Genomic DNA, 20225 nt, shown 5'->3' with positions numbered 1-20225 from the left:
GATCACCATTCCTGGACGTAGCGGAAGCCGTCGCGGTCGAAGCCTTCGACGTAGCCCATCGAGGCGAGCGATCGATCCGCCTCCGCCCGGAAGGGGAAGCCCTGGAGGTCGGCGACGAAGTACCGATCGGCGAGGTCCTCGGCCGCCGCGAAGTAGGGCGTGGGATTCCGGCCGAGCTTCATCAGGGCGTCGTACAGCGGGGCCAGGCGGAGGATCCCGTCGCGGGGCTCGACGGCCCGGGCGCCGAGCGTCGCGGCTTCGAGGCCCTCGCGGACGTGCTCGGGGTCGCCCGTGCGGACGGCCAGGGCGGCCATGCGCTCGGCGAAGAGCAGGCAGAGCATCCCGTGGCGGTCGCCGAGCTTCCGCCACAGCTCATCGCGGGTCGCCGGGTCCGCCCCCCGGATCCGCCCGACGAGCCGGCGGACCAGGTCGTCGACCGCGTCCGGGATCGGGCCCGGCCCGTAGCCTTGGGTCTTGTCGGAGTCGAGCGACGCGAGCAGCTCGGCGAGCGCTTCCTGCGGACTCATCATGACGATCCCCTCCCGGGGAGGGCCGTACGTCTTGAGCGGGGGGCGGGCCGGTCCATCGCAACGCGGCTCAGGCGTCGCGATGGTCGCGGAAGAATTCGACCACGGCCGCCTTGCGCTCGGTCGCGATCGAGTCGCTCAGGCGCTTGCGCTCGTCGGCCGGCATCGGCGCGAAGGCGCGGGCGATCTCGATGTTGCGGTCGATGAATTCGAGCTTCGGCATCCCCAGGCTCGCCAGGCTGACGGGGAGCGACAGCGCGTAGGCCATCAGCTTCTCGACCGGCGCGGCGCCCAGGATCTGCTCCTGCGCGAAGACCTTCATGGCGATGACGCCGAGGCCCTTGCGGACGGCGACCGGCAGGGCCAGCTCCTCGAAGCTCCCCTCGGCCATCGGCGTGGCCTTCATCCCCCCCTTGGCGTCGGCCATGCGGGCCATCGCGGCGTTGAGGGCCATCTGGGTGGCGTCGAAGTCGTGCCGCTCCAGGGCCGTCTTGAGGGTCGCCGGCGCGGCGTGGCAGCTGATCCCCACGGCGCGGACGACCTTCTGGTCGCGGGCCTCGTAGAGCGCCTTCAGGACCCCGTCGGCCGCCTCGATCCGGGCGAGGTCCTCGTCGCCGGAGAGGGCGTGGATGTGGACGACGTCCAGGTGGTCGGTCTTCAGACGCTTGAGGCTCGCCTCGAGCTGCCGCCTGGCGTCGTCCCCCTTGCGGGCCCCGAGCTTGGTGGCGACCGTCACCTTGTCGCGCCAGGCGGGCAGGATCCGGCCGATCCGCTCCTCGCTCTTGCCGTCGCCGTAGCCGTTGGCCGTGTCGATGTAGGTGATGCCCAGCTCGAGCGCCCGCGTCAGCGCCTCGAGGGCCTTCTCGTCGTCGTACATCAGGAACCGGCTGCCCGAGCCGAACCCGATGATCGACACCTCGAGCCCCGTCTTGCCGAACGCCCGCGTCGGCAGCTTGCCCGCGGCCCCCGCGCCCATCGCCGGCGCGACGGCGGCCCCGGCGGCCGCGGCCTGGATGAACTGGCGTCGAGAAAGGTCCATGACGGCTCCTCGCGGAAGGGATGACGACGACGTGGGACGCGACGCTCCGATCCGGGCATCGTATCCCGTCCCGCCGCGCGGGGCCATGGCGTCGATCCGCGATCGGCCCTGTAAGACCCGAGGGGCGACGGCGTATCGTTCGAAACATTTCCGAATCGGGCCGCGTCGCGGTCGGTCGTCGAGTGGCCCTGGGCCCCAGACCCGGAACGTCCGGGAGGAGCGGTCGTGATGCAGCGCATCCTCTCCATGACGATGGCCCTGGCCTCGCTCACCCTCGGGTGCAGCGCGAGCCGGGCCGCGTCGATCACCTGGGGGCCGGCGACGAACATCGCCGGCGACGCCGACGTCCGCACCGGGGGGAGCCTGGTGGCGGCCTACAACTTCGGCGGCCGCGACGTCGGCGTCGCGACGATCAACGGCGTCGCGTTCCAGCCGTTCGCGGTCGCGGGCAACCCCAGCACCCACGGGGGCGTCACCATCGCGGAGTCTCCCGGCATCCTGCTCGGCCTGGACGATTATTTCGGTTCGGCCTCGGCCCCGTTCACCGACCTGTCGTCGGCGTACCAGGCGATGCTCCGGTCGGGCGGCTTCACCATCTGGCAATCGACGCTCACGCTGACCCTGGACGGCCTGGCCGTCGGGCAGGCCTACGAGATCCAGATCTGGTCCAACTTCTCGGACGCCGGCAGCCGGAGCGCGAGCCTGGAATCGGGAGGCTCGGTCGACCTGGACTGGAACCCGTCGGGTGTGGACGGCGGCCTGGGCCAGTTCGTCGTGGGCTCGTTCGTCGCCGACTCCGCGAGCCAGTCGATCCGCATCACGGGCTCCGCCGATTTTGACACGGGGGTCCTCGTCAACGGCCTCCAGCTCCGCACCGCCGCCGCCGTGCCCGAGCCCGCGGGGCTCGTCCTCATGGCGGTGGGCGCGGCCTCGATCGCGTGGCTCGCCTCGCGCCGTCGGACGGACACGCCTCAGCCCGGCGCGGGGCCGCGGGTGGCGTCCCGGGCCTCGACGGCGGCGAGGTCGACGGGCTTCCCCTCGCGGGCGGCGCGGTAGATCGCCTCGATGATCCGGATGTCCTGAAGGCCTTCCTCGCCGGGCGTGTGGGGACGTTCGCCGGCGGCGACGCGGCGGGCCATGTGGTCCATTTCGAGGGCGAATTGGTCGTGCTCGGGCAGGGCGATTGCGGTGGTCAGCTCGGCCTCGTCGCGGGCCCGCGACGTCTTCATCCGCAGGCCGTGGTAGGCGAAGGCGGGGTCCATGTCGATCCAGCCCTTCTCGGCGAGCACCCGGCAGCGGCGCGACTCGTGCGCGGAGTAGAAGCTCTGGCAGACCGCCAGGACGCCCGAGGGGAAGCGGAGCTGGAAGCTGATTCGGTCCTCGACCTCGCGGAACCGCGGGTCGGACGGGTCGACGGCGATCTGGGCCGTCACCTGCACGGGCTCCTCGCCGGTGATGTACCGCGCCGCGTTGAGGCAGTAGATGCCGACGTCGGGGAGCGAGCCGCCGCCGGCGAGGGCCTTTTTGTGCCTCCACTGGTCGGCCGGCCCCTGGTTCTGGCCGTTGGACGCCTCGATCATGCGGATCGGCCCCAGCTCGCCCGAGCGGGCCAGGCGGATCATCTCGCGGTGGTGGGGCTCGTACTGGCAGCGATAGGCGATCATCAGCAGCCGCCGGGCCGACTCGCAGGCCGCGATCATCGCCTCGCACTCGGCCGAGGTGTTCGCCATCGGCTTCTCGCACAGGACGTGCTTGCCGGCCTTCGCCGCGCGGACGGTGAACTCGCGGTGCATCGAGTTCGGCAGGATGATGTAGACGACGTCGACCGTCGGGTCGTCGGCGATCCGGTCGAAATTCTGATAATCGTAGATGTGTTCGGGGCCGATCCCGTACTGGTCGGCGACCTTCTCGGCCTTGGCGCGATCGCCGCTGACCAGGGCCGTCGGGCGGGCGTACTTGCAGCGGCCGAAGGCGGGGAGCACCTCGCCGAGCGCCAGCTCGCCGAGGCCGACGACGGCGAACCCCAGTCGCTTCGCCGGCGGCGCGGGAGCGGGGGGCGGGCCGGCCTGCGCCTCGGTCTTCGCCTTCATGCCGGGGACCTCGACGGCCTTCGGCGGCTCGTCGATTTTTGGGGCCGTCGCCTGCGAGGCGACCGCCGCCGCCGCGCCGGCCGCCAGGAACCCGCGGCGCGTGGCCGCCTCGATCGGATCGTGCATCGCGTGAACCTCGTGCGAGGATCGGCCGGCCCGGGGTCGCCCCGGACGGGACACGGCGGGATCTCCTCGCATCGGTCGTGCCGACGTTCGCAATACGGCGCGGCGAGGGTCGGGGAGGTATGGAGATTCGGCGGATTCCCGACCCACGCCGGCCGTCGGGCGTCAGCCGCGGGGCCGCGACCGACGGGCCGCGAGGCCCACGCCGACGGCGGCGACGCCGAGCATCAGGAACGTCGAGGGCTCGGGCACCGACGTGATGGTGATCGTGGCGATCAGGTCGCCCGGGCTGATGAGGTGGGAGATATTGTAGCCGTACGGGGTCGCCCGGCCGTCGATGCTGGCGAGATAGGCCGACTGATCGATCGATCCGCCGAAGACCCGGGTGATCACGCCCCCCTCGGCCACGTGGTCGTGCGCGTCGTCGCCGGCGATGAACGCGGCCCCGAAGCCGATGTCGTTCACCTCGCTCCCCGCGTCCCAGGCGCCGGCGCCGAAGATCTGGATCGTGATCGGCCCGGTGAACCGGCCCTGGGCGTCGAACAGCCGGAACGCGAGCGGGTCGGCGTTCCCGAAGAAGAAGTCGTTGGAGGGGACGACCATCGACGCGAAGCTCAGGTACTGCTGGGTCGTCGGGTCGGCGACGTCCAGGATCGTCGACGCCGAGCCCCCCGGGCCGATCGGCGCCGAGCCGGCGACCGCCCCCGAGCCGTGGCCCGCGAACGCCGCCGCGAGCGCGGACGGGTCGCCCAGCTCGGCCAGCGCCTGCAGGGCCGGCCCGACGGCCTCGCCGGGCGTGAACGTCCGGTAGGTCCCGTCGTGCACGCCGAGCCAGACGGGCGAGATCCCGAACCCGCCCCCCGGCTGGTTGTTCGTGACCGTGACCGCGAGCGGGCCGGCGACCGCGGACGCCCCCCCGAGAAGCGAGAGGAGCGCGACGAGCGCGAGCGAGCGGGCCCGCCAAGCGTGGGTGTTCAGCATGAATCGTCCTTTTTTGTCGATCCGGGTCGGATCCGGGCTCCTGGGAATGGCACGGCCCGACGGCCGTCGCCTCCGCATTAGTCGCGAGGGTCCACGTAGCGTTACGGGGTCGACCCGATCTTTTTTTCGTGCGGCTCGGCCTCGAATATCCCGACGGCGGGCGTCGTCTGGTGATCGACCGCGACCGGGGCCCTCGCCCGGCGCGACGCCGAGGCGACCGGATCGCCCCGGCTTCGGATCCCTGGCGAACCAACCGGGAGGCCCCCTTGAACCTTCGCCGCCGAACGCTCCTCGCGCTGGTCCTCGCGGCCGGCGTCTGCCGCCCCTGCGTGGCCGCCGACCCCGACCCCTCGAAGCGGATGGTCCTCGTCGAGCTGTACACCTCGCAGGGGTGCGACATGTGCCCGACGGCCGAGGAGATCCTGGGGAAGCTCGCCGCGCAGGACTCGAGGATCGTCCCCGTCGCCTTCCACGTCGACTACTTCAACACGCCCTGGCGGGACGTCTTCTCGGACCCGCTGTACAGCCGCCGGCAGGCGACCTACAACGAGGTCTACGCCGGGCCCAAGCCGGAGTCGTACGGCCTGTATTACACGCCCATGCTCATGATCGACGGCGAACGCTCGGTGAACGGCCGCGACCCGGCCGCCGCCGTCGCCGCGATCCGCGCGGCCCGCTCGAAACCGCCCGGGGTGAGGCTCGACGTCGATCTCGACCTCGCCGCGGACGAGCTGTCGGGCAAGGTCAAGATCCGCGTGACCCGGCGTTCGGCCCGCGTCGGCAAGGCGCCGCTGCTGGTCTGCGCGGTGCTGCGCGAGGACGGCGTGGCGACCGACGTCCCCTCGGGCGAGAACGCCGGCAAGACCCTCGTCGCGCGGTTCCCGGCGCGGCGGACGGAGTACGACGACGTCGAGCTGAAGGACGACCTCCCGGCCGCGAAGGAGTTCGCCTTCACGATCGACCCCTCGTGGAAGCGGGACAAGCTGCGCCTGGCCGTCTTCGTGCAGGACAAGCGCACGGCCGCGGTCCACCAGGCGGTCGACCTCCCCTGGAAGCCCGCCGCACCCGCCACGGGATCGCCCGCCGCGTCGGGCCGCTGAAAACCCTCGCCACTTCGCATCGACCGCATGAACCACACAGGAATCCCCCCGATGTCCCGCAGACCTTTCTTCGGTTCGATCCTCGCCTTCTTCTGCGCTGCGGCGACGTGTCACGCCGCCCCGCCCCGGGAAGGCGAGTCGGCCGCCGACTTCACCTTGAAGACGCTCGCCGACGAGCCGGTCCGCCTGAAGACGCTCCTGGAGCGCGGCCCGGTCGTCCTGGTCGTGCTCCGCGGTTGGCCCGGCTACCAGTGCCCGATCTGCACGGCGCAGGTCCGCGAGCTGGTCCGCGAGTCCAAGACTTTCGAAGCCCGCAAGGCCCGGGTCGTCCTGGTCTATCCCGGGCCGGCGGACGGCCTGAAGGCCCACGCGGCCGAATTCGAGCGCGGCAAGGGGCTGCCGGACGGCTTCCAACTGGTCATGGATCCCGACTACGATCTGACGAAGAGCTACGACCTGCGATGGGACGCCCCCGGCGAGACGGCCTATCCCTCGACGTTCGTGATCGACCGCGAGGGCAAGGTCGTGCTCGCCAGGGTCAGCCGCAGCCACGGCGGGAGGGCCAAGGCCGGCGAGATCCTCGAAGCCCTCAAGTAGCCGGCCTCCCCCGGGGCGGGCGCGTTCCCTCGTCGATCCCGACCCGACGGCCGCGAGGCGTCTTGATGTCGAAATCCCACCCCCGCCCGGACCCTGACCGGGCGGGTCCCGAGCCCGGCGCGACGCCCGATCGGCCGGCCGACGAGGCGGCGGACCCGGCGGGATGGCTCCACCTGCACGGCGACGCGCTCTACCGCTTCGCGCGGACGCGGGTCGGCCGTCGCGAGACCGCCGAGGACCTCGTGCAGGAGACATTGCTGGCCGCGCTCCAGGCGTCGGATCGCTTCCGCGGCGACTCGCCCCGCCGCACCTGGCTGACGGCGATCCTGCGCCGCAAGATCGCCGACTTCTACCGCCGCGAGCGGGCGTCCGCGCCGACGATCGAGGCCGACCTGACGGCCCCCCCGGGCCGCTCGTCGTCCCCCTTCGACGCCGAGGGGAACTGGCGGAACGCCCCTTCGAACTGGCGTGGCCCGCAGGCGGCGCTCGACGACGCCGACTTCTGGCGGGTGTTCGAAGCCTGCGCCGCGCGGCTGCCTCGGCACCTCGCCGAGGCCTTCCTGCTCCGCGAGGTGGAGGGGCTCGACGTCGAGGCGCTGCGCGCGGCGCTCGACGTGGGGGCCGGAAACCTGCGCGTCCGACTCCACCGGGCGCGGCTCCTGCTCCGCGAGTGCCTGGCGAAGAACTGGTTCGGGACGGACCCTCCGAGATCGGCGGGGCGACCATGAACGGGCCGCGACGACTCCTGCGGATCCTGACCCTCCGCTGCGCCTCGGCGTCCGAGCTGGCCTCCCAGCAGCTCGACGGCCCGCTGCCGACGCCCGAGCGGCTGGCGCTCGCGGGCCACCTCCTCGTCTGCTCGTCATGCCGGCGGTTTCGCGGCCAGATCCGCTTCCTGCGCGAGGCCTGCCGACGCCGGGCCGCCGGGCCTCAGGCCGACGCGATCGGCCCCGAGGCCCTGTCGGCCGAGGCCCGCGGGCGAATCGCCCAAGCCCTGCGCGAGGCCGCGGCGGATGACGACGGAGCTTGAACCGCCCGAAGGCCCCCTCGACTGGATTTCGAGGTGATTCGGCTCGTCCTTTGCTCCGCAACCGATGGAATTGAACCATCGAGATCGAAGGACGAGACGACCATGAGTGAAGCATCGATCGGAGCGGAGGTCCAGGACGTCATCCACGCGGCGACCGGCACCGGGCCGCTGCTGCAACGCGACTACATCGGGGCGATCGAGGGGGGGCCTTGCTCCCCCGAGGACCTGGCGAAACTCGTCCGAACGCACTTCACCGAGTTCGGGCCGCCGGAGACCGCCGCATTCCAGCGCCGGGGCGAAGAGCACAAACCGCTGGAGGTCGGCGACGAGCTGTCCATCCGGCTCGCCGGGATCATGCCCTGCGGCGTCCGCGTCGTCCAGGTCGACCCCCTCTGCCTCACGCTCCGCACCCTCTGCGGCCATCCCGAGGCCGGGCGGATCAGCTTCAAGGCCGGACGCGACGACCAGGGGCGGGTGACGCTCCACATCCGCAGCCGGGCCCGATCGGGCGGGCTGATCCATTACATCGGGTTCCTGGTGCTGGGCCGGACGATGCAGGCCCGCTGCTGGATCCGCTTCATCGGTCGCGTCGCCGAGGTCTGCGGCGGCCGGCTGGACGGCCCCGTGCGGGTTTCGACGTCGCGCGTGGACCTCGGCGCGGCCGACTGCGGCGGGCCCGATCGCTCCACCTTCGAATGCGAGGGCTGAGCGGATGGCCCTGTTCCGGTTCGGCCGGGGGTGGAACGACCGCGAGATGCGCGGCTACCTCGACGCGCTCAAGGACCGCACGGTCAACTTCGACACGCCGCTCGAGGAGATGACGGTCGCCAACGGCTGGATCGTCGACGGCAGCGACGACGAGATCGGCACCGAGCCGAAAGGCCCGCCGGTCCCGGACGGCGTCTTCGAGCGCGCCAAGCAGGCGATCATCAACTACGACTTCTCCGACCCCCGCATCGTCGTGGGGCACTTCGACCCCGACACCCCGCCGGTCGGCCGCGACATGCTGCTGGAGCTGAAGGTCCTGGGGTTCCGCTTCCTCTGCGGCGTCCGCGTCCACAGCCTCCGCGAGGAGGACTTCGGCGACGTGAGCTACTTCGGGTTCCGCTACGACACCCTTGAAGGCCACGTCGAACGCGGCTTCGAGTGGTTCCTGATGACCAAGGACCACGAGACGGGCGGCGTCCACTTCAAGATCGAGGCGCACTGGCGGATGGGCCAGTTCCCCAACCTGTGGACGAAGGTGGGCTTCCGGGTGATCGGCGAGCACTACCGATCGCTCTGGCGTCGGCGTGCCCCCGAGAGGCTGCGGCGCGTCGCCCACCAGCCCGTCGTCAAGCCGGTGGCCGAGGCGGGCGGACTCGCCCATCGCGGCGACCCCGCGCCGGTCCGGACCGACCCGGAGCCCGCCGGCTGATCGCGCCGGGGGCCTTCGGGTCGGGTCGGCTCAGTCCGATCCCTGGAGTTTGACGAGCTTGTTGTAGAGCCCCATCAGCATGAAGGGCGCCACCCACTGGCCGACGAACTGCGCGTCGCGGTCGCGCCCGCTCAGCTTGAGCGCCAGCGAGATCCCCACCGAGCCGAAGGCCAGGCCGAGGTAGAACCCCGAGGGGACCTGACTCGTGTACTGCTCGATCAGCTTGGTCCCGAAGCCTTCCTCGTGCTCACGCGCCTTGACGCCCACGCCCTCGAAAACCGCTTCCGTCATCGTGATTCTCCTGGTGTTGAAGGATCGATACGTGTCGATCGATATCAGAATCGAGGCCTGAAATCGGCCCTCCGCCGGCCGGGCTCAGGCCAGGATCGGGGCGGGGGGGAGGCTGGCGAAATCGAGCGGACGGCCCGGCCCATCGGCCGGCCGGCCGTCGGTCCTGACCACGTCCAAGGTGGCGACGTAGAGCCGGACGCCCCCGCGTACGGGGCCCGGTTCGAAGCCGCTGCGGACGATCCGGAGACGGCCCGCCGGGAAGCCGGCGAAGGGACGGTCGTTGCAGCAACCCTGGACGCCGGCCTGGACCTGCTCGGAGCAGCCGATCTCGACGCGGCGACACGTCGAGCCTCGGCCGTCGCCGGGGCCGGCGAAGGCCTCGCGGACGGCGTCCTCGAACGGCCGGAAGCGCAGCGTCGGGGCCGCGTCGGCCGGGGCTTTCAAGGCGTCGGCCCCGGCCCGGACGCTCTCGCCCAGCCCGAAGGGGAGCGCGGCGCCGAGCGCGGAGAGGACGGATCTTCGGCTGTGGGGCATTTTCGGAGGGTCCTTCGAGTTGATCGCGAACGGTACGGCGACCATCGGCCGGGAAGGGAGACGACTCAGCGTTCGGCCCCGGCGCGATCCCAGAAGCGGAGCTTGCGGCAGGCCGTCACGAAACCCGCGGCGTCGGCGGCGGCGTTGAGGGCGATGAAGCCCTCGTCGAGGCCGGCCCCCGCCTTCTCCAGCAGCGGCGTCGCCGCGGCGACGTAGGCGATGAACTTCCGGTGCGCGGCGGCGTCGGCGACGAAGTCGCGGGCCGCGGGGACCGAGGCCAGCATCGCCGCGCCTTCCTTGGAGGGGAGGATCGCGACGGCGTCGAAGAGGACCGACGGCCCGCCTTCGAGCTTCTCATGCGCGTCGTGCCAGGCCCCGGCCGAGTCTTTCACGCCGCCGACCTCGGGCGCGACGAGCTTGAGCGTCGCCCCCTCGGCCTTGAGCGCCTTCTCCAGCGCGGCCAGGACGTCGGCGTCCACGCCGTCGGTCACGAGCGCCCCGACCTTGCGGCCGGCGAAGCTCCTGGGGCCGTTGAGCACGACGCTCAGGGCCGGCGAGGGCTTGAGGTCCTGGCGCGTCGGCTTGAGGGCGTCGGCGGCCTTGGGCATCTCCTTGAGCCGGATCTGCTTCGCGACGGTCTCGGCGAGGCCCGCGTCGATGTTCATCAGGTGCGCGACGATCCGCGACCGGATGGCCGGGGTCTCGACCTTGCTCAGCTCGAACGTGATCGCGTTGGCGATGTGCGTGCGCTCGATCGCGGTCTGGCTGATGTAGAACTGGCGGGCCTGGCTGTAGTGGTCGGCGAACGTCTCCGAGCGGGCCCGGATCTTGGGGCCCTGCACCGGCTCGGGGTAGCTCCGGAAGCCCTTGTCGGGGCTCTCGCGGGGGTTCTCGGCGGCCGTCCACGAGTTGGGCTCGTAATTCACGCGCCCGCGGGGGTTCCGCATGGCCATGTGGCCGTCCTGCTGGAACGTGTGGAACGGGCACTTCGGGGCGTTGATCGGGATCTGGGTGAAGTTCGGGCCCCCCAGCCGCTTGAGCTGGGTGTCCAGGTACGAGAAGTTCCGGCCCTGGAGCAGGGGGTCGTCGCTGAAGTCGATCCCGGGGACGATGTTCTGGGTGCAGAACGCGACCTGCTCGGTCTCCAGGAAGAAGTTGTCGACGCAACGGTCGAGAACCAGCTTGCCCACCGGCTTGACCGGCAGGATCTCCTCGGGGATCAGCTTGGTGGCGTCGAGGACGTCGAAATCGAACTTCTCCGCGAAGGCCTCGTCGAAGACCTGCAGGCCAAGCTCCCACTCGGGGAAGTCGCCGGCGTGGATGGCGTCCCAGAGGTCGCGGCGGTGGAAGTCGGGATCGGCCCCGTTGATCTTCACCGCTTCGTTCCAGACGACCGACTGCAGCCCCTGCTTGGGCTTCCAGTGGAACTTGACGAAGGTCGACTTGCCCTCGGCGTTCACCAGCCGGAACGTGTGGACGCCGAAGCCCTCCATGAACCGGAACGACCGCGGGAGCGACCGGTCCGACATGACCCACATGATCATGTGCATCGATTCGGGCGTGAACGAGATGAAGTCCCAGAAGTTGTCGTGGGCCGACTGGGCCTGGGGGAACCCGCGGTCGGGCTCGGGCTTCACCGAGTGGATCACGTCGGGGAACTTGACGGCGTCCTGGATGAAGAAGACGGGGATGTTGTTGCCGACCAGGTCCCAGTTCCCCTCCTTCGTGTACATCTTCACCGCGAAGCCGCGGACGTCGCGGGCCAGGTCGGCCGAGCCCTTGCTGCCGGCGACCGTCGAGAACCGCACGAAGGCCGGCGTCTTCTCGCCGGCCCGCTGGAACAGGTCGGCGCGGGTGAGGTCGGCCAGCGGGCCGTAGTTCTCGAAGTAGCCGTGGGCCCCGAACCCCCGCGCGTGGACGACCCGCTCGGGGATCCGCTCGTGGTCGAAGTGGAAGATCTTCTCGCGGAGGTGGAAGTCCTCCAGCAGGGTCGGCCCCCGGGCGCCGGCCTTGAGCGAGTTCTGGTCGTCGGCGACCGGGATCCCCTGCTGGGTCGTCATCACCGGATGCGCGGCGTCGGCCGTCTGATGGGTCTCGCCGCCGGCCGCGACAGGGACGGCCTGTTCGCCATAGCGTGCGGTCGTGCGTGCTTCGTCTTTCGGATCGGCCACGGCGTCGCTCCTCCTCGGCTGCTTCGGGATGTCATCTCATGGGCCCTCATCCTGGCCCCCGGACCATAAGGCAATTCCCATTCCATCGGACGTTCGATCTCGTCCGGACTGCCCATTCCGACAGGGCCGACCCCCTCCCGTTCTACGGGGGCGGGCGACCGCTCGCCCCGAGCCGGCCGTCGCGGCCCTTTGGGAGCCCCGCCATGAGCGAACGATTCCTGCGACCCGAGGCCGTCATCCCGCCCCGCAGCCCGATCGAGCCGCCCCCCGACCCCTTCCGCCACGAACTCACCCGGGACCGGCCCTTCCGGTACGTGGGCGACGATCCCCGGGCCCTCCCGACGGCGAGCCGCCGGCCGGCGCGAAGGGGCCCATGCTCGTCCGCGGCGACGGACCGCGCCGTCGGGTCCTCGACGCCTGCGGGCTCCACGTGCTGACCGACGCCCGGGGCCTCAAGAGGCTCGACCGACCGCCCGCCGGGCGGATCGGGAAGAATTTCGCCCGCCCCCCGAGAAATCGCCGAGGCCGCGACGTCTGGTACTCTGGGGAGAGGGGTCCGACCACTGTCGATGGGCGGAGGGGACATGGGGGTGGGTCCGGACGACCTGGGACGCCTCTTCGACGCCCACGCGGCGGCCCTGATCCTCTACGCCCGCCAGTGGCGCGAAGGGCCCGAGGCGGAGGACCTGGTTCAGGACGCCTTCGTGGCCCTGGCCCGCCGGCCGACCCTCCCCGACCAGCCGGCGGCCTGGCTCCACCGGGTCGTGCGGAACGCGGCCCTCTCGGCCCGTCGCGGTTCGCGGCGGCGGAAGGCCCGCGAGGCGAGCGTCGGCAGGCCCGAAGGAGACGCCTGGTTCGCGGCGGTGGACGACCGCCTCGACGCCCGCGAGGCCGCCGCGCACCTGGCCGGGCTCGACCCCGAGGCCCGCGAGGTCGTCACGGCCCGGATCTGGGGCGGGCTGACGTTCGAACAGGTCGCCGAGCTGCAGGGCTGCTCGACGGCCGCCGCCCATCGTCGCTACAAGCTGGGGCTCGCCCGGCTCCTGGAAAGGCTGGAACGACCATGTCCCTCGACGAACCCGACCCCCTGATCGCCCTGGAAGGCCGCCTCGCCGCCTGGCTCCCCGCGTCCGGCGGCCTCGACCGCGGCCGGATGCTCTACGAGGCCGGCCGGGCCGCCGCGACCGCCGAGCGCCGCGGGGCCTTCCGGACGCTCGCGGCCGCGACCCTGACGCTGGGCCTGGCGTCCATCGCCCTCGCGACCGGGTGGGGCCTGGAGCGCCGCCGCGCCGTCGCGCCCGAATCCGAGCGGATCGCGGGCCGCCCCGACGCGGGGCTCGCGAGATCGACGCCCGACCTCGCCCGTCCGGCTCCCCCGCGGCCCCAAGTCGCCGACGAGCGCGGACGCCCCTTCGCGGCGACGAGCTATCTGGAGCTGACCCGCCGGATCGCCGACGGGAGATTCGAGCCCGAGGTCCAGCCCCGGCCCCCGGGCGGGGGGTCGGCGGATCCGCCGGAATCCGCCCCCATCCGGGTCGGCGACCGGGATCGATTCCTGAACCTGTAGCCGCCCGGACGAGACATCGCACGATCTTCATGGGTCGCCCCCGGGCGGCGGCGGTCGCCGTCCGCGCGGCCCTAAGTCGGTTCGACGAGGAGACGATCGGATGAAACGCGTTTCGATCCCCTTGCTGGTCCTTTCGGCCGTCGCCGCGTCCTCCCCGGCGCGGGCCCAGGCTCCGGCGGCCCGAAAAGCCGCGACGCCCGTGACGCTGGCGGTCTCGCCGGCCGCGGAGCCGAGCCCGTCGTTGCGATATCCGCTGCTCCCCTCGTCGGCCCGGCTCAATCCCGGCGACGCCGCGCCCATCATCCTGCGGCTCCGGTACGAGGTGAAGGAGCAGGAGTGGGACGCGCTGGCCAGGGAGCCCGCGCGCTGGCTCCAGCTCCCGATCCGCGAACTCCCGCTCGCGGAGGCGAAGGCCCTCGTCGACGCCCGATCGCGGCAGCTCGACCTGCTCGCCATCGCCGCCCGACGCGCGACCTGCGACTGGGCGTATCCCCTGGAAGAACAGCGCGTCGACGTGGTCGAGATCGCCCTCGGGGACGTCCAGTCGCTCCGGAACTGGGCCCGGCTCCTCGCCGTGAAGGCGAGGGTCGAGATCGCCGAGGGCCGGTTCGACGACGCGGCGCGGTCGATGGAGACCGGCTTCGCCTTCGCGCGGCAGGTGGGCTCCTCGCCGTTCGCGATCGGCGGGCTGGTCGGCGTGGCGCTCGGCTCCATCAACCTCGACCGCGTCGAGGACTGGATCGGGGCGCCGGGGTCGCCCAACCTCTACTGGTCCCTGACCGCCCTGCCCCAGCCGTTCGTGAGCCTCCGCGAGGCCCTGGAGCAGGAGCGGCTGATCGCCGAGAACATGGTCCCCGAGCTGGTGGACGGCGCCGAGCCGGCGACCGCCGCGGGCTGGGCCCGGCGCCTGGAGACGATGGACGGACGGCTGCGCAAGCTCGCGGGCCGGGTCTCCTTCGGGGGCGGCCCGGGCGGGCCGACCGAGGAGGAGAAGCGGCTGAAGGCCGCGATCGGGACGGACCTCGCGGCCTACAAGCGGATGCACCTCACGACGCTCCGGGAGCGGGTCGTCGAGTCGGGCGGCTTCCCGGCGGTACGGATCCGGGACATGAGCGAGGACGAGGTCGCCGCCCGCGGCCTGGTCCTGGGCTACCGGACGCTCTGGGACCGGCTCTTCCGGACGATGTACCTCCCGTTCCTCGAGGCCCGTGAGCGGCAAGGGGAGTATGAGAAGGCCGTCGAGGGGGCCAAGGACGGCCCGTTCGCCGCCCTGGTGATGCTCCACCCTTCGATCTACCCGGTCCAGAAGGCCGAGGCCCGGCTCCCCCGCCGCGTCGCCCTGCTGCGGGTCGTCGAGGCGATCCGAATCCACGCCGCCGGCCACGGCGGGGCCCTGCCGAAATCGCTCGACGACGTGAAGGAGGTCCCGATCCCCGCGGACCCGGCGACCGGGCGGCCGTTCTCGCTCGAACTCGAGGGCGACGCCGCCGTGCTCACCGCGCCGGAGGTCCCCGACCTGTTCACGCCCGAGTACCGGATCACGATCCGAAAGCCGTGAGCCCCGACGCCGGCGGCTCCTCACCGCCTGGGGCGGTACTCGACCATGGAGTTCGGGTCGTCGGCGAGGAGGTTTCGGACGTCGGCGGCCTTGCAGTAGATCGTGCCCAGGATCTCGTCGTCGTGGGAGGCTTTGGCGTTCTTCATCGTGGCGACGCCGGCCTTGCTCAGGTGCATCGGGACGTCGCCGCGGAGGGTGCCGCCGCGGGGGACGTCGATCCGCAGCCAGTCCTCGTCGCGGCGGACGAAGGTCGTGACCTTGACGGCGGCGACGGCGTCGGGACGGAGGCCCCGGCTCGTCAGGAAGTCTCGCAGCTTCCGGGCGGGGTCGAACGCCGGCTCGCGGGGGTCGTGGGTGGAGGGCGTGTCGGACTCGTCGGGCGTCGCGGCGAACGCCCCGTTCGTCCGCCAGTCCGGCGGGGCGGCGATCGTCGCGTGGTCGATCTCCCCCTGGGCCGCCGCCACGACCGCGGCGACGGCGGGTCGGATCTCTTCGTCCAGCTTGCGCAGGAGGTCCTCCAGCCGGCGGCGGTCGCCGTGGACCTTGTCCCCCAGCGCCTCGGGGGGAATGCGGAGGTAGCTGTACGACTCGTCGAAGTGGGCGTCGGCCCGGATGTTCAGCCGCTTGCCGGCGGCGATCTCGGGCCCGAGCAGGTCGGAGATGGCGGGGTTCCCGGGGTCGAACAGCCGCGCCGGATCGCGGACGCGGTTGCGGCCCAGCGGGAAGGCGACGTGCACCATCGGCTTCCCGCCGGCCTCCTGATCCTCCGCCACCAGGCGGACGCCGAGCACCTGCGGGTCCTGGCGGCGCAGCCACTCCGCCAGGACGCGCAGCCTCCGCTCCACGTCCGAATCCGCCGGCCCGGCCGGCTCGCCCGGCTTCAGGAACCGTCCGTACCGCGGGTCGTCGATTTTGAAAGACGCCATTCCGTTATCCGGGCTGGCAACCCAGCCACCAGAAGGCCGAGCCTGATGCATCAGCGGCGTAACCAGCAGAGGAACACGCTCAAAGCACCGAGGCCGATGAGAGCGAGGCTGGACGGTTCAGGAACAGACGAGAGAGTGCCGGTCACTTGAATGTTCCAATTCTCCGGGACGCCGAGGCCTACTCGGAGGAGTTGTAGGTGATGCACCCCAGAAGACAGATCACCGAGATTGTATACGTATTCACCCAAAGGATGTGGAAGTCCGGGTGCAATGTCGCCGTGGACGAATGACCCGTCGAGCCAGACGAGTATACCGTTGTCGACACCAATCGAGATACTTACATCACCGAGCTTATATCCGCTCTCTCCGATCGAATATATAACCGCCGTGGAGGTGCCGTTGGCCCATGCGGTGGGGATCGAAACCGGGCCGGAACTCCAGGTCGATCCAGGCGTGGCAAGATCAAGCGGCTCGGTCAGCCAACCGCCGAGCTGGGTCGCCGCCGCGGATAGATCGGGAGCGCTACTCACGCTAAGCCTCGGATCGCCCGTGAAGAAGGGCCCCGTGTTGACCAGCCGGCCGCCGATGCCCGAGTTGTAGTAGCCCAGGGTGGAATTGTCGACGAGGACCCCACCACTTGCCTGCCCCACCATGAGAGAAGCGAGCACGACGAACGATTTCAGTCGCATAACTATACTCCTGTTTGTGACGTTATTCGGAGTGACGAAGCCAGGCAAGGCAAGAGACGCGGGCATGAGAATCGAAAATTAGAGGCTGCGATGCATTGGACAAAGACACTTCGCATCTTGGTCCTCCACTTCGGACGTTTGTCGTGCGCCCCCGGCCGCCTTGGTGGCCGCGCCAAGAATGGCGATGAATGGGCAGATCTTGTCGGCGATGTCATACGGCGGAACCCGCAACGAATCTTCTAAGGGACGGTGTTCGCGCCGCAGCCTCCTCAACGAACACGAGTCGCGCCATTGAACTCCGACCCAGAGAATTCATGATTCGCATCGAGATCTAAACGTGACTTCAGGTCACTTGAAGACCGTCACCGCCAGTGATAGATTCAATGCATGCGCATGCGCCGTCATTACGAGAGACGACTTGCTCCGTAAGGACTCCTCTTACCTTGGACACGCCTAGAGAAATTTCTCCCTCGAGATTCCCTCGTCACGAGGCCTCGAAGTTGTCCTGTTCGGAGTGCCGAGTCATGCTATACGCCGAAGTGGGGAGCACCAGGCCGTCGATGCTGGGGGCGGTCGCCGACTGGGGCGACCAGCAGGCCTGGGACGCCTTCCGGCGGCGGTACGACCCGCTGCTCTCGGCCTGCTGCCGTCGGCTCGGGCTCGACGCGGCGGCGACGGACGACGTCGTCCAGGAGACCTGGATCCAGGTGGCGAACCGGATGCGGTCGTTCGTCTACGACCCCGACGGCAGCTTCCGGGGCTGGCTCTGGCGGGTCTGCCGCTACGAGGCGATCGACCACCTCAAGAAGCGGAGGGCCGAGGCGACGGTCCCCCTCGACGATCGCGACGAGTTCGCCGCCGCCCGCGGGGTTTCGGTCGATCCGACGCCCGACCCGGACGGCGACGGCTGGCCGTCCTGGTTCGCGGGCCGGCGTCGCGAGGCCGAGCGGATCCAGGCCGAGGTCCGACGCCGCGTCGAGCCCCAGACCTGGGAGGCGTTCCGGCTCGTCTGCCTGGAGATCTGGACCGTCAAGGAGGCGGCGCGGCACCTCGGCACCAGCGAGGCCAACGTCTACAAGGCCGTCGCGCGGGTGCGAAAGCGCCTGGGGGACGAGGGGGCCCGGGCGCTCGACCGGCCGACGGACGCGGAGCGGCCCTGAACCATGCAAGACTGCCCGTCGGACGAGACCCTGCTGCAGCTGGCCGACGACGACCTCGAACCGGGGCGGTACGCCGACCTCGAAGTCCACATCGCCGGCTGCCTGCGCTGCCAGTCGGAGCTGGAATCGAGGGCCTGGAACTGGCCGTCCACCCTCGCGGACGACCTGGGCCGCCCCCCGCGCCGCGGCGCGCCGCCGCAGATCCCCGGCTTCGCGATCGAGCGGGAGCTGGGCCGGGGCGCGATGGGCGTGGTCTACCTCGCGCGTCGGGACGGGCTGGACCGGCTCGTCGCGCTCAAGGTCGTGGGGGGCGACGCGGGCCCGGGCGACGACCCCGGCGCGCGGCGGCGGTGGCTCGCCGAGGCGCGGGCGGCGTCGAGCGTCCGGCACCCGAACGTCGTGTCGCTGCACGAGTACGGCGAGGCCGGCGGCTGGCTTTACCTGGTCCTGGAGTACGTCCCCGGCGGATCGCTGCGGGAGCGGATGGACGGCCCGCTGCCGCCCCGCGACGCGGCCGCGTTGGTGGCGGCGGTGGCGCTCGGCGTCGAGCACGTCCACGCCTGCGGCCTGCTACACCTCGACCTGAAGCCGTCCAACATCCTCGTCGACGGCCCTCCCGGCCCCCCCTCGGCCGCGACGACGCCCCGGGTCGCCGACTTCGGCCTGGCCCGGCCCGGCGAGGGCCCGGGCACCACGGCGTCGAGCCTCGCCGGCCCTCGGGGGACGCCGTCGTACATGGCCCCGGAGCAGATCTTCGGCCCCGACGGGCTCGGGCCGGCGGCCGACGTGCACGCCCTGGGCGCGATCCTCTACGAGGCCCTCACCGGCCGGCCGCCGTTCCGCGCGGCCACCGTGTTCGAGACCCTCGAACAGGTCCGCGACCAGGAGCCGGCCTCGCCCCGGGCCGTCAACTCGCGGGTCGACCGCGACCTCGACACCATCGTCATGAAGTGCCTGCGGAAGGAGCCCCACCGCCGCTACGCCTCGGCCGCCGCGCTCGCCGACGACCTCCGTCGCCGTCTCGACGGCCGCCCCATCCTGGCCCGCCCGGTCCCGCTCGCGACGCGCACCTGGCGGCTCGTCAAGCGACACCCCTGGGCCTCGGCCTCGGTCGTCGCGGCGGCCCTCGCGCTGGCCGTCGGCGTCGCCTCGATCGTCGCCGCCAAGCGCGAAGCCGAGCGGCACCTGGCGCTCGCGACGACGGGGATGAAACAGTTCACCTCCCTGGTACTGGCCACCTACTATGGTCACCAGCCGCTGGCGGGTGAGAGGCTGACGCAGACGGCCGGCATCCTGCGCGAACAGATCGGCGCCGTGCGGGCGATCCCGGGGGTCGACGCCGAACTCTTGATCCAATTAAGCCTCTTCGACGGCCAGGTCGCGGGTCGGCTGAGTGCGCTGAAACGCTTCGACGAGGCGCGAGTCGCCGGCCGGGAGATGTTGGATCTGCTTCGCGAATGCCTGACGCGCGAGGGTGTGCGGGCGAAATACCCCTGGGCCGAGCCCGGTGCTCATTGCGAGGTCGGCAGGCTGGAATTGGAGGCGGGGCGGGTTCAAGAGGCGCTGGACTATTTGGACCGGGCGACCTCGCTCATCCTGGCCGACACGAGCCAGTATCCACAGCGGGGGCGGTTAGCCTTGGTTCTCGCCGGTCATTACCGGAAGGCCGAGGCTGCGTGTGGCGCGGTCGGCGACGGCGCGAACGCGGCTCGGGCACATGAGTCCCGGACGGCGTTGCTCGCACCGCTCACGTCGTTCAACCCCAGCCGACCGGACGAGATCCTTCAGAAGGCCAACGCCCTCAGCGAGCTTGAGCGCTGGCACGAAGCCCGTCGCCTGATCGAGGATCTGACATCCTCGAAGGGCTCGTTCGTCCCTTTCTCGATACTCGCGCACCTCGAGGCCCTTCAAAATGGGGCGGAAACCTGGTTCCGCCAGGAAATTCGCCACTGGCGCTGCAACGAGGTCCTCGGCCCGCCCGATCCGAAAGCCTTCGATCGCGAGGCCGACCGTCTCGTGAGGCTTCTCATGACCTTCCACGAGAAGTCCGGGAGGGAGGCTACGATCTGGTCGCAGGGGATCAATGGACTTCATGGCGAACTGTTCCTCCTGGCGACGGAGCAACGCAAGTGCGGCCGGATCGATCAGGCGGACGCGACCGCCGCGATGACGTCGGCGATCGCGAGAAGCCTGTTGCGCGAGCGTCCCGGAGACCCATATTCCCACGCCATGCTCGGCCACGCGTATGTCCAGGAGAACAAGAACGCCTGGAAACGCGAGGACATCCCGACTGTCAGGCGGACCCTGGAGTTGGCGATCCAGGCGTACCGGCGGGCGGTCGCCGGCGCTCCCGACGATCCGACGATCCGGACCGCCCTCCAAAACTGCCAGAACCGCCTGGCGGCCCTCCCGAAGCCCTAGCCAC

General features: G+C 71.0%; 22 protein-coding genes. 13 read left to right on the top strand and 9 right to left on the bottom strand.

All coding sequences use genetic code 11. The features are described 5' to 3' along the window. Positions 1-2: 2 nt before the first annotated feature. Positions 3-530 carry a hypothetical protein gene (locus tag PZE19_RS14850; RefSeq protein WP_277861413.1) on the bottom strand — a complete coding sequence of 176 codons (528 nt, stop codon included), beginning with the start codon at positions 528-530 and terminating at the stop codon, positions 3-5. 67 nt (positions 531-597) lie between these two features. After that, on the bottom strand, positions 598-1566 hold the full coding sequence (locus tag PZE19_RS14845; protein ID WP_277861412.1) for an aldo/keto reductase: 969 nt from the start codon (positions 1564-1566) through the stop codon (positions 598-600). A gap of 228 nt (positions 1567-1794) precedes the next feature. On the opposite strand from PZE19_RS14845, the gene PZE19_RS14840 reads away from it, so the two are divergent. After that, positions 1795-2622 (top strand): PEP-CTERM sorting domain-containing protein, encoded by an 828-nt coding sequence (locus PZE19_RS14840; RefSeq protein WP_277861411.1) that lies wholly within the window; start codon positions 1795-1797, stop codon positions 2620-2622. On the opposite strand, the gene PZE19_RS14835 is transcribed toward PZE19_RS14840, so the two are convergent. Together PZE19_RS14835 and PZE19_RS14830 are read right to left on the bottom strand one after the other, a co-directional pair. Next, positions 2538-3782: a Gfo/Idh/MocA family protein gene (locus tag PZE19_RS14835; protein ID WP_277861410.1), complete on the bottom strand. Its 1245-nt coding sequence runs from the start codon at positions 3780-3782 to the stop codon at positions 2538-2540. The genes PZE19_RS14840 and PZE19_RS14835 overlap by 85 nt on opposite strands. A 162-nt stretch (positions 3783-3944) precedes the next feature. Continuing rightward, positions 3945-4760 (bottom strand): spondin domain-containing protein, encoded by an 816-nt coding sequence (locus PZE19_RS14830; protein ID WP_277861409.1) that lies wholly within the window; start codon positions 4758-4760, stop codon positions 3945-3947. Between the two features lie 266 nt (positions 4761-5026). Between PZE19_RS14830 and PZE19_RS14825 the strand changes: the two genes are divergently transcribed. The 6 genes from PZE19_RS14825 to PZE19_RS14800 all read left to right on the top strand — a co-directional run bounded on the left by PZE19_RS14825 (position 5027) and on the right by PZE19_RS14800 (position 8904). Beyond that, the gene (locus tag PZE19_RS14825; RefSeq protein WP_277861408.1) at positions 5027-5860 is read left to right on the top strand and encodes a DUF1223 domain-containing protein; all 834 of its coding nucleotides are present in this window, start codon (positions 5027-5029) and stop codon (positions 5858-5860) included. A 51-nt stretch (positions 5861-5911) separates the two neighbouring features. Continuing rightward, positions 5912-6457, top strand: coding sequence for a peroxiredoxin family protein (locus PZE19_RS14820; protein WP_277861407.1), 546 nt, complete (start codon positions 5912-5914; stop codon positions 6455-6457). 65 nt (positions 6458-6522) lie between these two features. Further along, positions 6523-7185: a sigma-70 family RNA polymerase sigma factor gene (locus tag PZE19_RS14815; RefSeq protein WP_277861406.1), complete on the top strand. Its 663-nt coding sequence runs from the start codon at positions 6523-6525 to the stop codon at positions 7183-7185. Further along, on the top strand, positions 7182-7487 hold the full coding sequence (locus PZE19_RS14810; RefSeq protein WP_277861405.1) for an anti-sigma factor family protein: 306 nt from the start codon (positions 7182-7184) through the stop codon (positions 7485-7487). The genes PZE19_RS14815 and PZE19_RS14810 overlap by 4 nt, the downstream gene beginning before the upstream one ends. A gap of 102 nt (positions 7488-7589) precedes the next feature. Then, a complete protein-coding gene (locus PZE19_RS14805; protein WP_277861404.1) occupies positions 7590-8195 on the top strand; it encodes a DUF1990 family protein in 606 nt (201 codons plus the stop codon). Positions 8196-8199: 4 nt separating this feature from the next. Beyond that, complete coding sequence (locus PZE19_RS14800) at positions 8200-8904, top strand: DUF1990 family protein (protein WP_277861403.1); 705 nt, start codon at positions 8200-8202, stop codon at positions 8902-8904. Positions 8905-8934: 30 nt separating this feature from the next. On the opposite strand, the gene PZE19_RS14795 is transcribed toward PZE19_RS14800, so the two are convergent. The 3 genes from PZE19_RS14795 to katE all read right to left on the bottom strand — a co-directional run bounded on the left by PZE19_RS14795 (position 8935) and on the right by katE (position 11900). Beyond that, entirely contained in the window at positions 8935-9195 is a 261-nt protein-coding gene (locus PZE19_RS14795) for a hypothetical protein (protein WP_277861402.1), read from the bottom strand. An 84-nt stretch (positions 9196-9279) separates the two neighbouring features. Further along, on the bottom strand, positions 9280-9729 hold the full coding sequence (locus PZE19_RS14790) for a hypothetical protein (protein WP_277861401.1): 450 nt from the start codon (positions 9727-9729) through the stop codon (positions 9280-9282). Positions 9730-9794: 65 nt separating this feature from the next. After that, on the bottom strand, positions 9795-11900 hold the full coding sequence (gene katE / locus PZE19_RS14785; RefSeq protein WP_277861400.1) for a catalase: 2106 nt from the start codon (positions 11898-11900) through the stop codon (positions 9795-9797). Between the two features lie 203 nt (positions 11901-12103). On the opposite strand from katE, the gene PZE19_RS14780 reads away from it, so the two are divergent. The 4 genes from PZE19_RS14780 (at position 12104) to PZE19_RS14765 (ending at position 15025) form a co-directional block, all read left to right on the top strand. Beyond that, on the top strand, positions 12104-12337 hold the full coding sequence (locus PZE19_RS14780) for a hypothetical protein (protein ID WP_277861399.1): 234 nt from the start codon (positions 12104-12106) through the stop codon (positions 12335-12337). A gap of 147 nt (positions 12338-12484) precedes the next feature. Further along, entirely contained in the window at positions 12485-12991 is a 507-nt protein-coding gene (locus PZE19_RS14775; protein ID WP_277861398.1) for an RNA polymerase sigma factor, read from the top strand. Beyond that, a complete protein-coding gene (locus tag PZE19_RS14770; RefSeq protein WP_277861397.1) occupies positions 12964-13467 on the top strand; it encodes a hypothetical protein in 504 nt (167 codons plus the stop codon). The genes PZE19_RS14775 and PZE19_RS14770 overlap by 28 nt, the downstream gene beginning before the upstream one ends. A 100-nt stretch (positions 13468-13567) precedes the next feature. After that, a complete protein-coding gene (locus PZE19_RS14765) occupies positions 13568-15025 on the top strand; it encodes a hypothetical protein (RefSeq protein ID WP_277861396.1) in 1458 nt (485 codons plus the stop codon). 20 nt (positions 15026-15045) lie between these two features. On the opposite strand, the gene PZE19_RS14760 is transcribed toward PZE19_RS14765, so the two are convergent. Together PZE19_RS14760 and PZE19_RS14755 are read right to left on the bottom strand one after the other, a co-directional pair. Beyond that, positions 15046-15951 carry a hypothetical protein gene (locus tag PZE19_RS14760; protein WP_277861395.1) on the bottom strand — a complete coding sequence of 302 codons (906 nt, stop codon included), beginning with the start codon at positions 15949-15951 and terminating at the stop codon, positions 15046-15048. A gap of 50 nt (positions 15952-16001) precedes the next feature. Next, entirely contained in the window at positions 16002-16640 is a 639-nt protein-coding gene (locus tag PZE19_RS14755) for a PEP-CTERM sorting domain-containing protein (RefSeq protein WP_277861394.1), read from the bottom strand. 524 nt (positions 16641-17164) lie between these two features. Here PZE19_RS14755 and PZE19_RS14750 point away from each other — a divergent pair. Together PZE19_RS14750 and PZE19_RS14745 are read left to right on the top strand one after the other, a co-directional pair. Then, positions 17165-17800 (top strand): RNA polymerase sigma factor, encoded by a 636-nt coding sequence (locus PZE19_RS14750; RefSeq protein ID WP_277861393.1) that lies wholly within the window; start codon positions 17165-17167, stop codon positions 17798-17800. A 3-nt stretch (positions 17801-17803) separates the two neighbouring features. Continuing rightward, positions 17804-20221 carry a serine/threonine-protein kinase gene (locus tag PZE19_RS14745; protein WP_277861392.1) on the top strand — a complete coding sequence of 806 codons (2418 nt, stop codon included), beginning with the start codon at positions 17804-17806 and terminating at the stop codon, positions 20219-20221. Positions 20222-20225 lie beyond the last annotated feature (4 nt).

The sequence above is a fragment of the Paludisphaera mucosa genome (assembly GCF_029589435.1).
Lineage (GTDB): Bacteria > Planctomycetota > Planctomycetia > Isosphaerales > Isosphaeraceae > Paludisphaera > Paludisphaera mucosa.
Note: the sequence above shows the minus strand (reverse complement) of the source record. Positions and strands in the feature narration are given on the sequence as shown.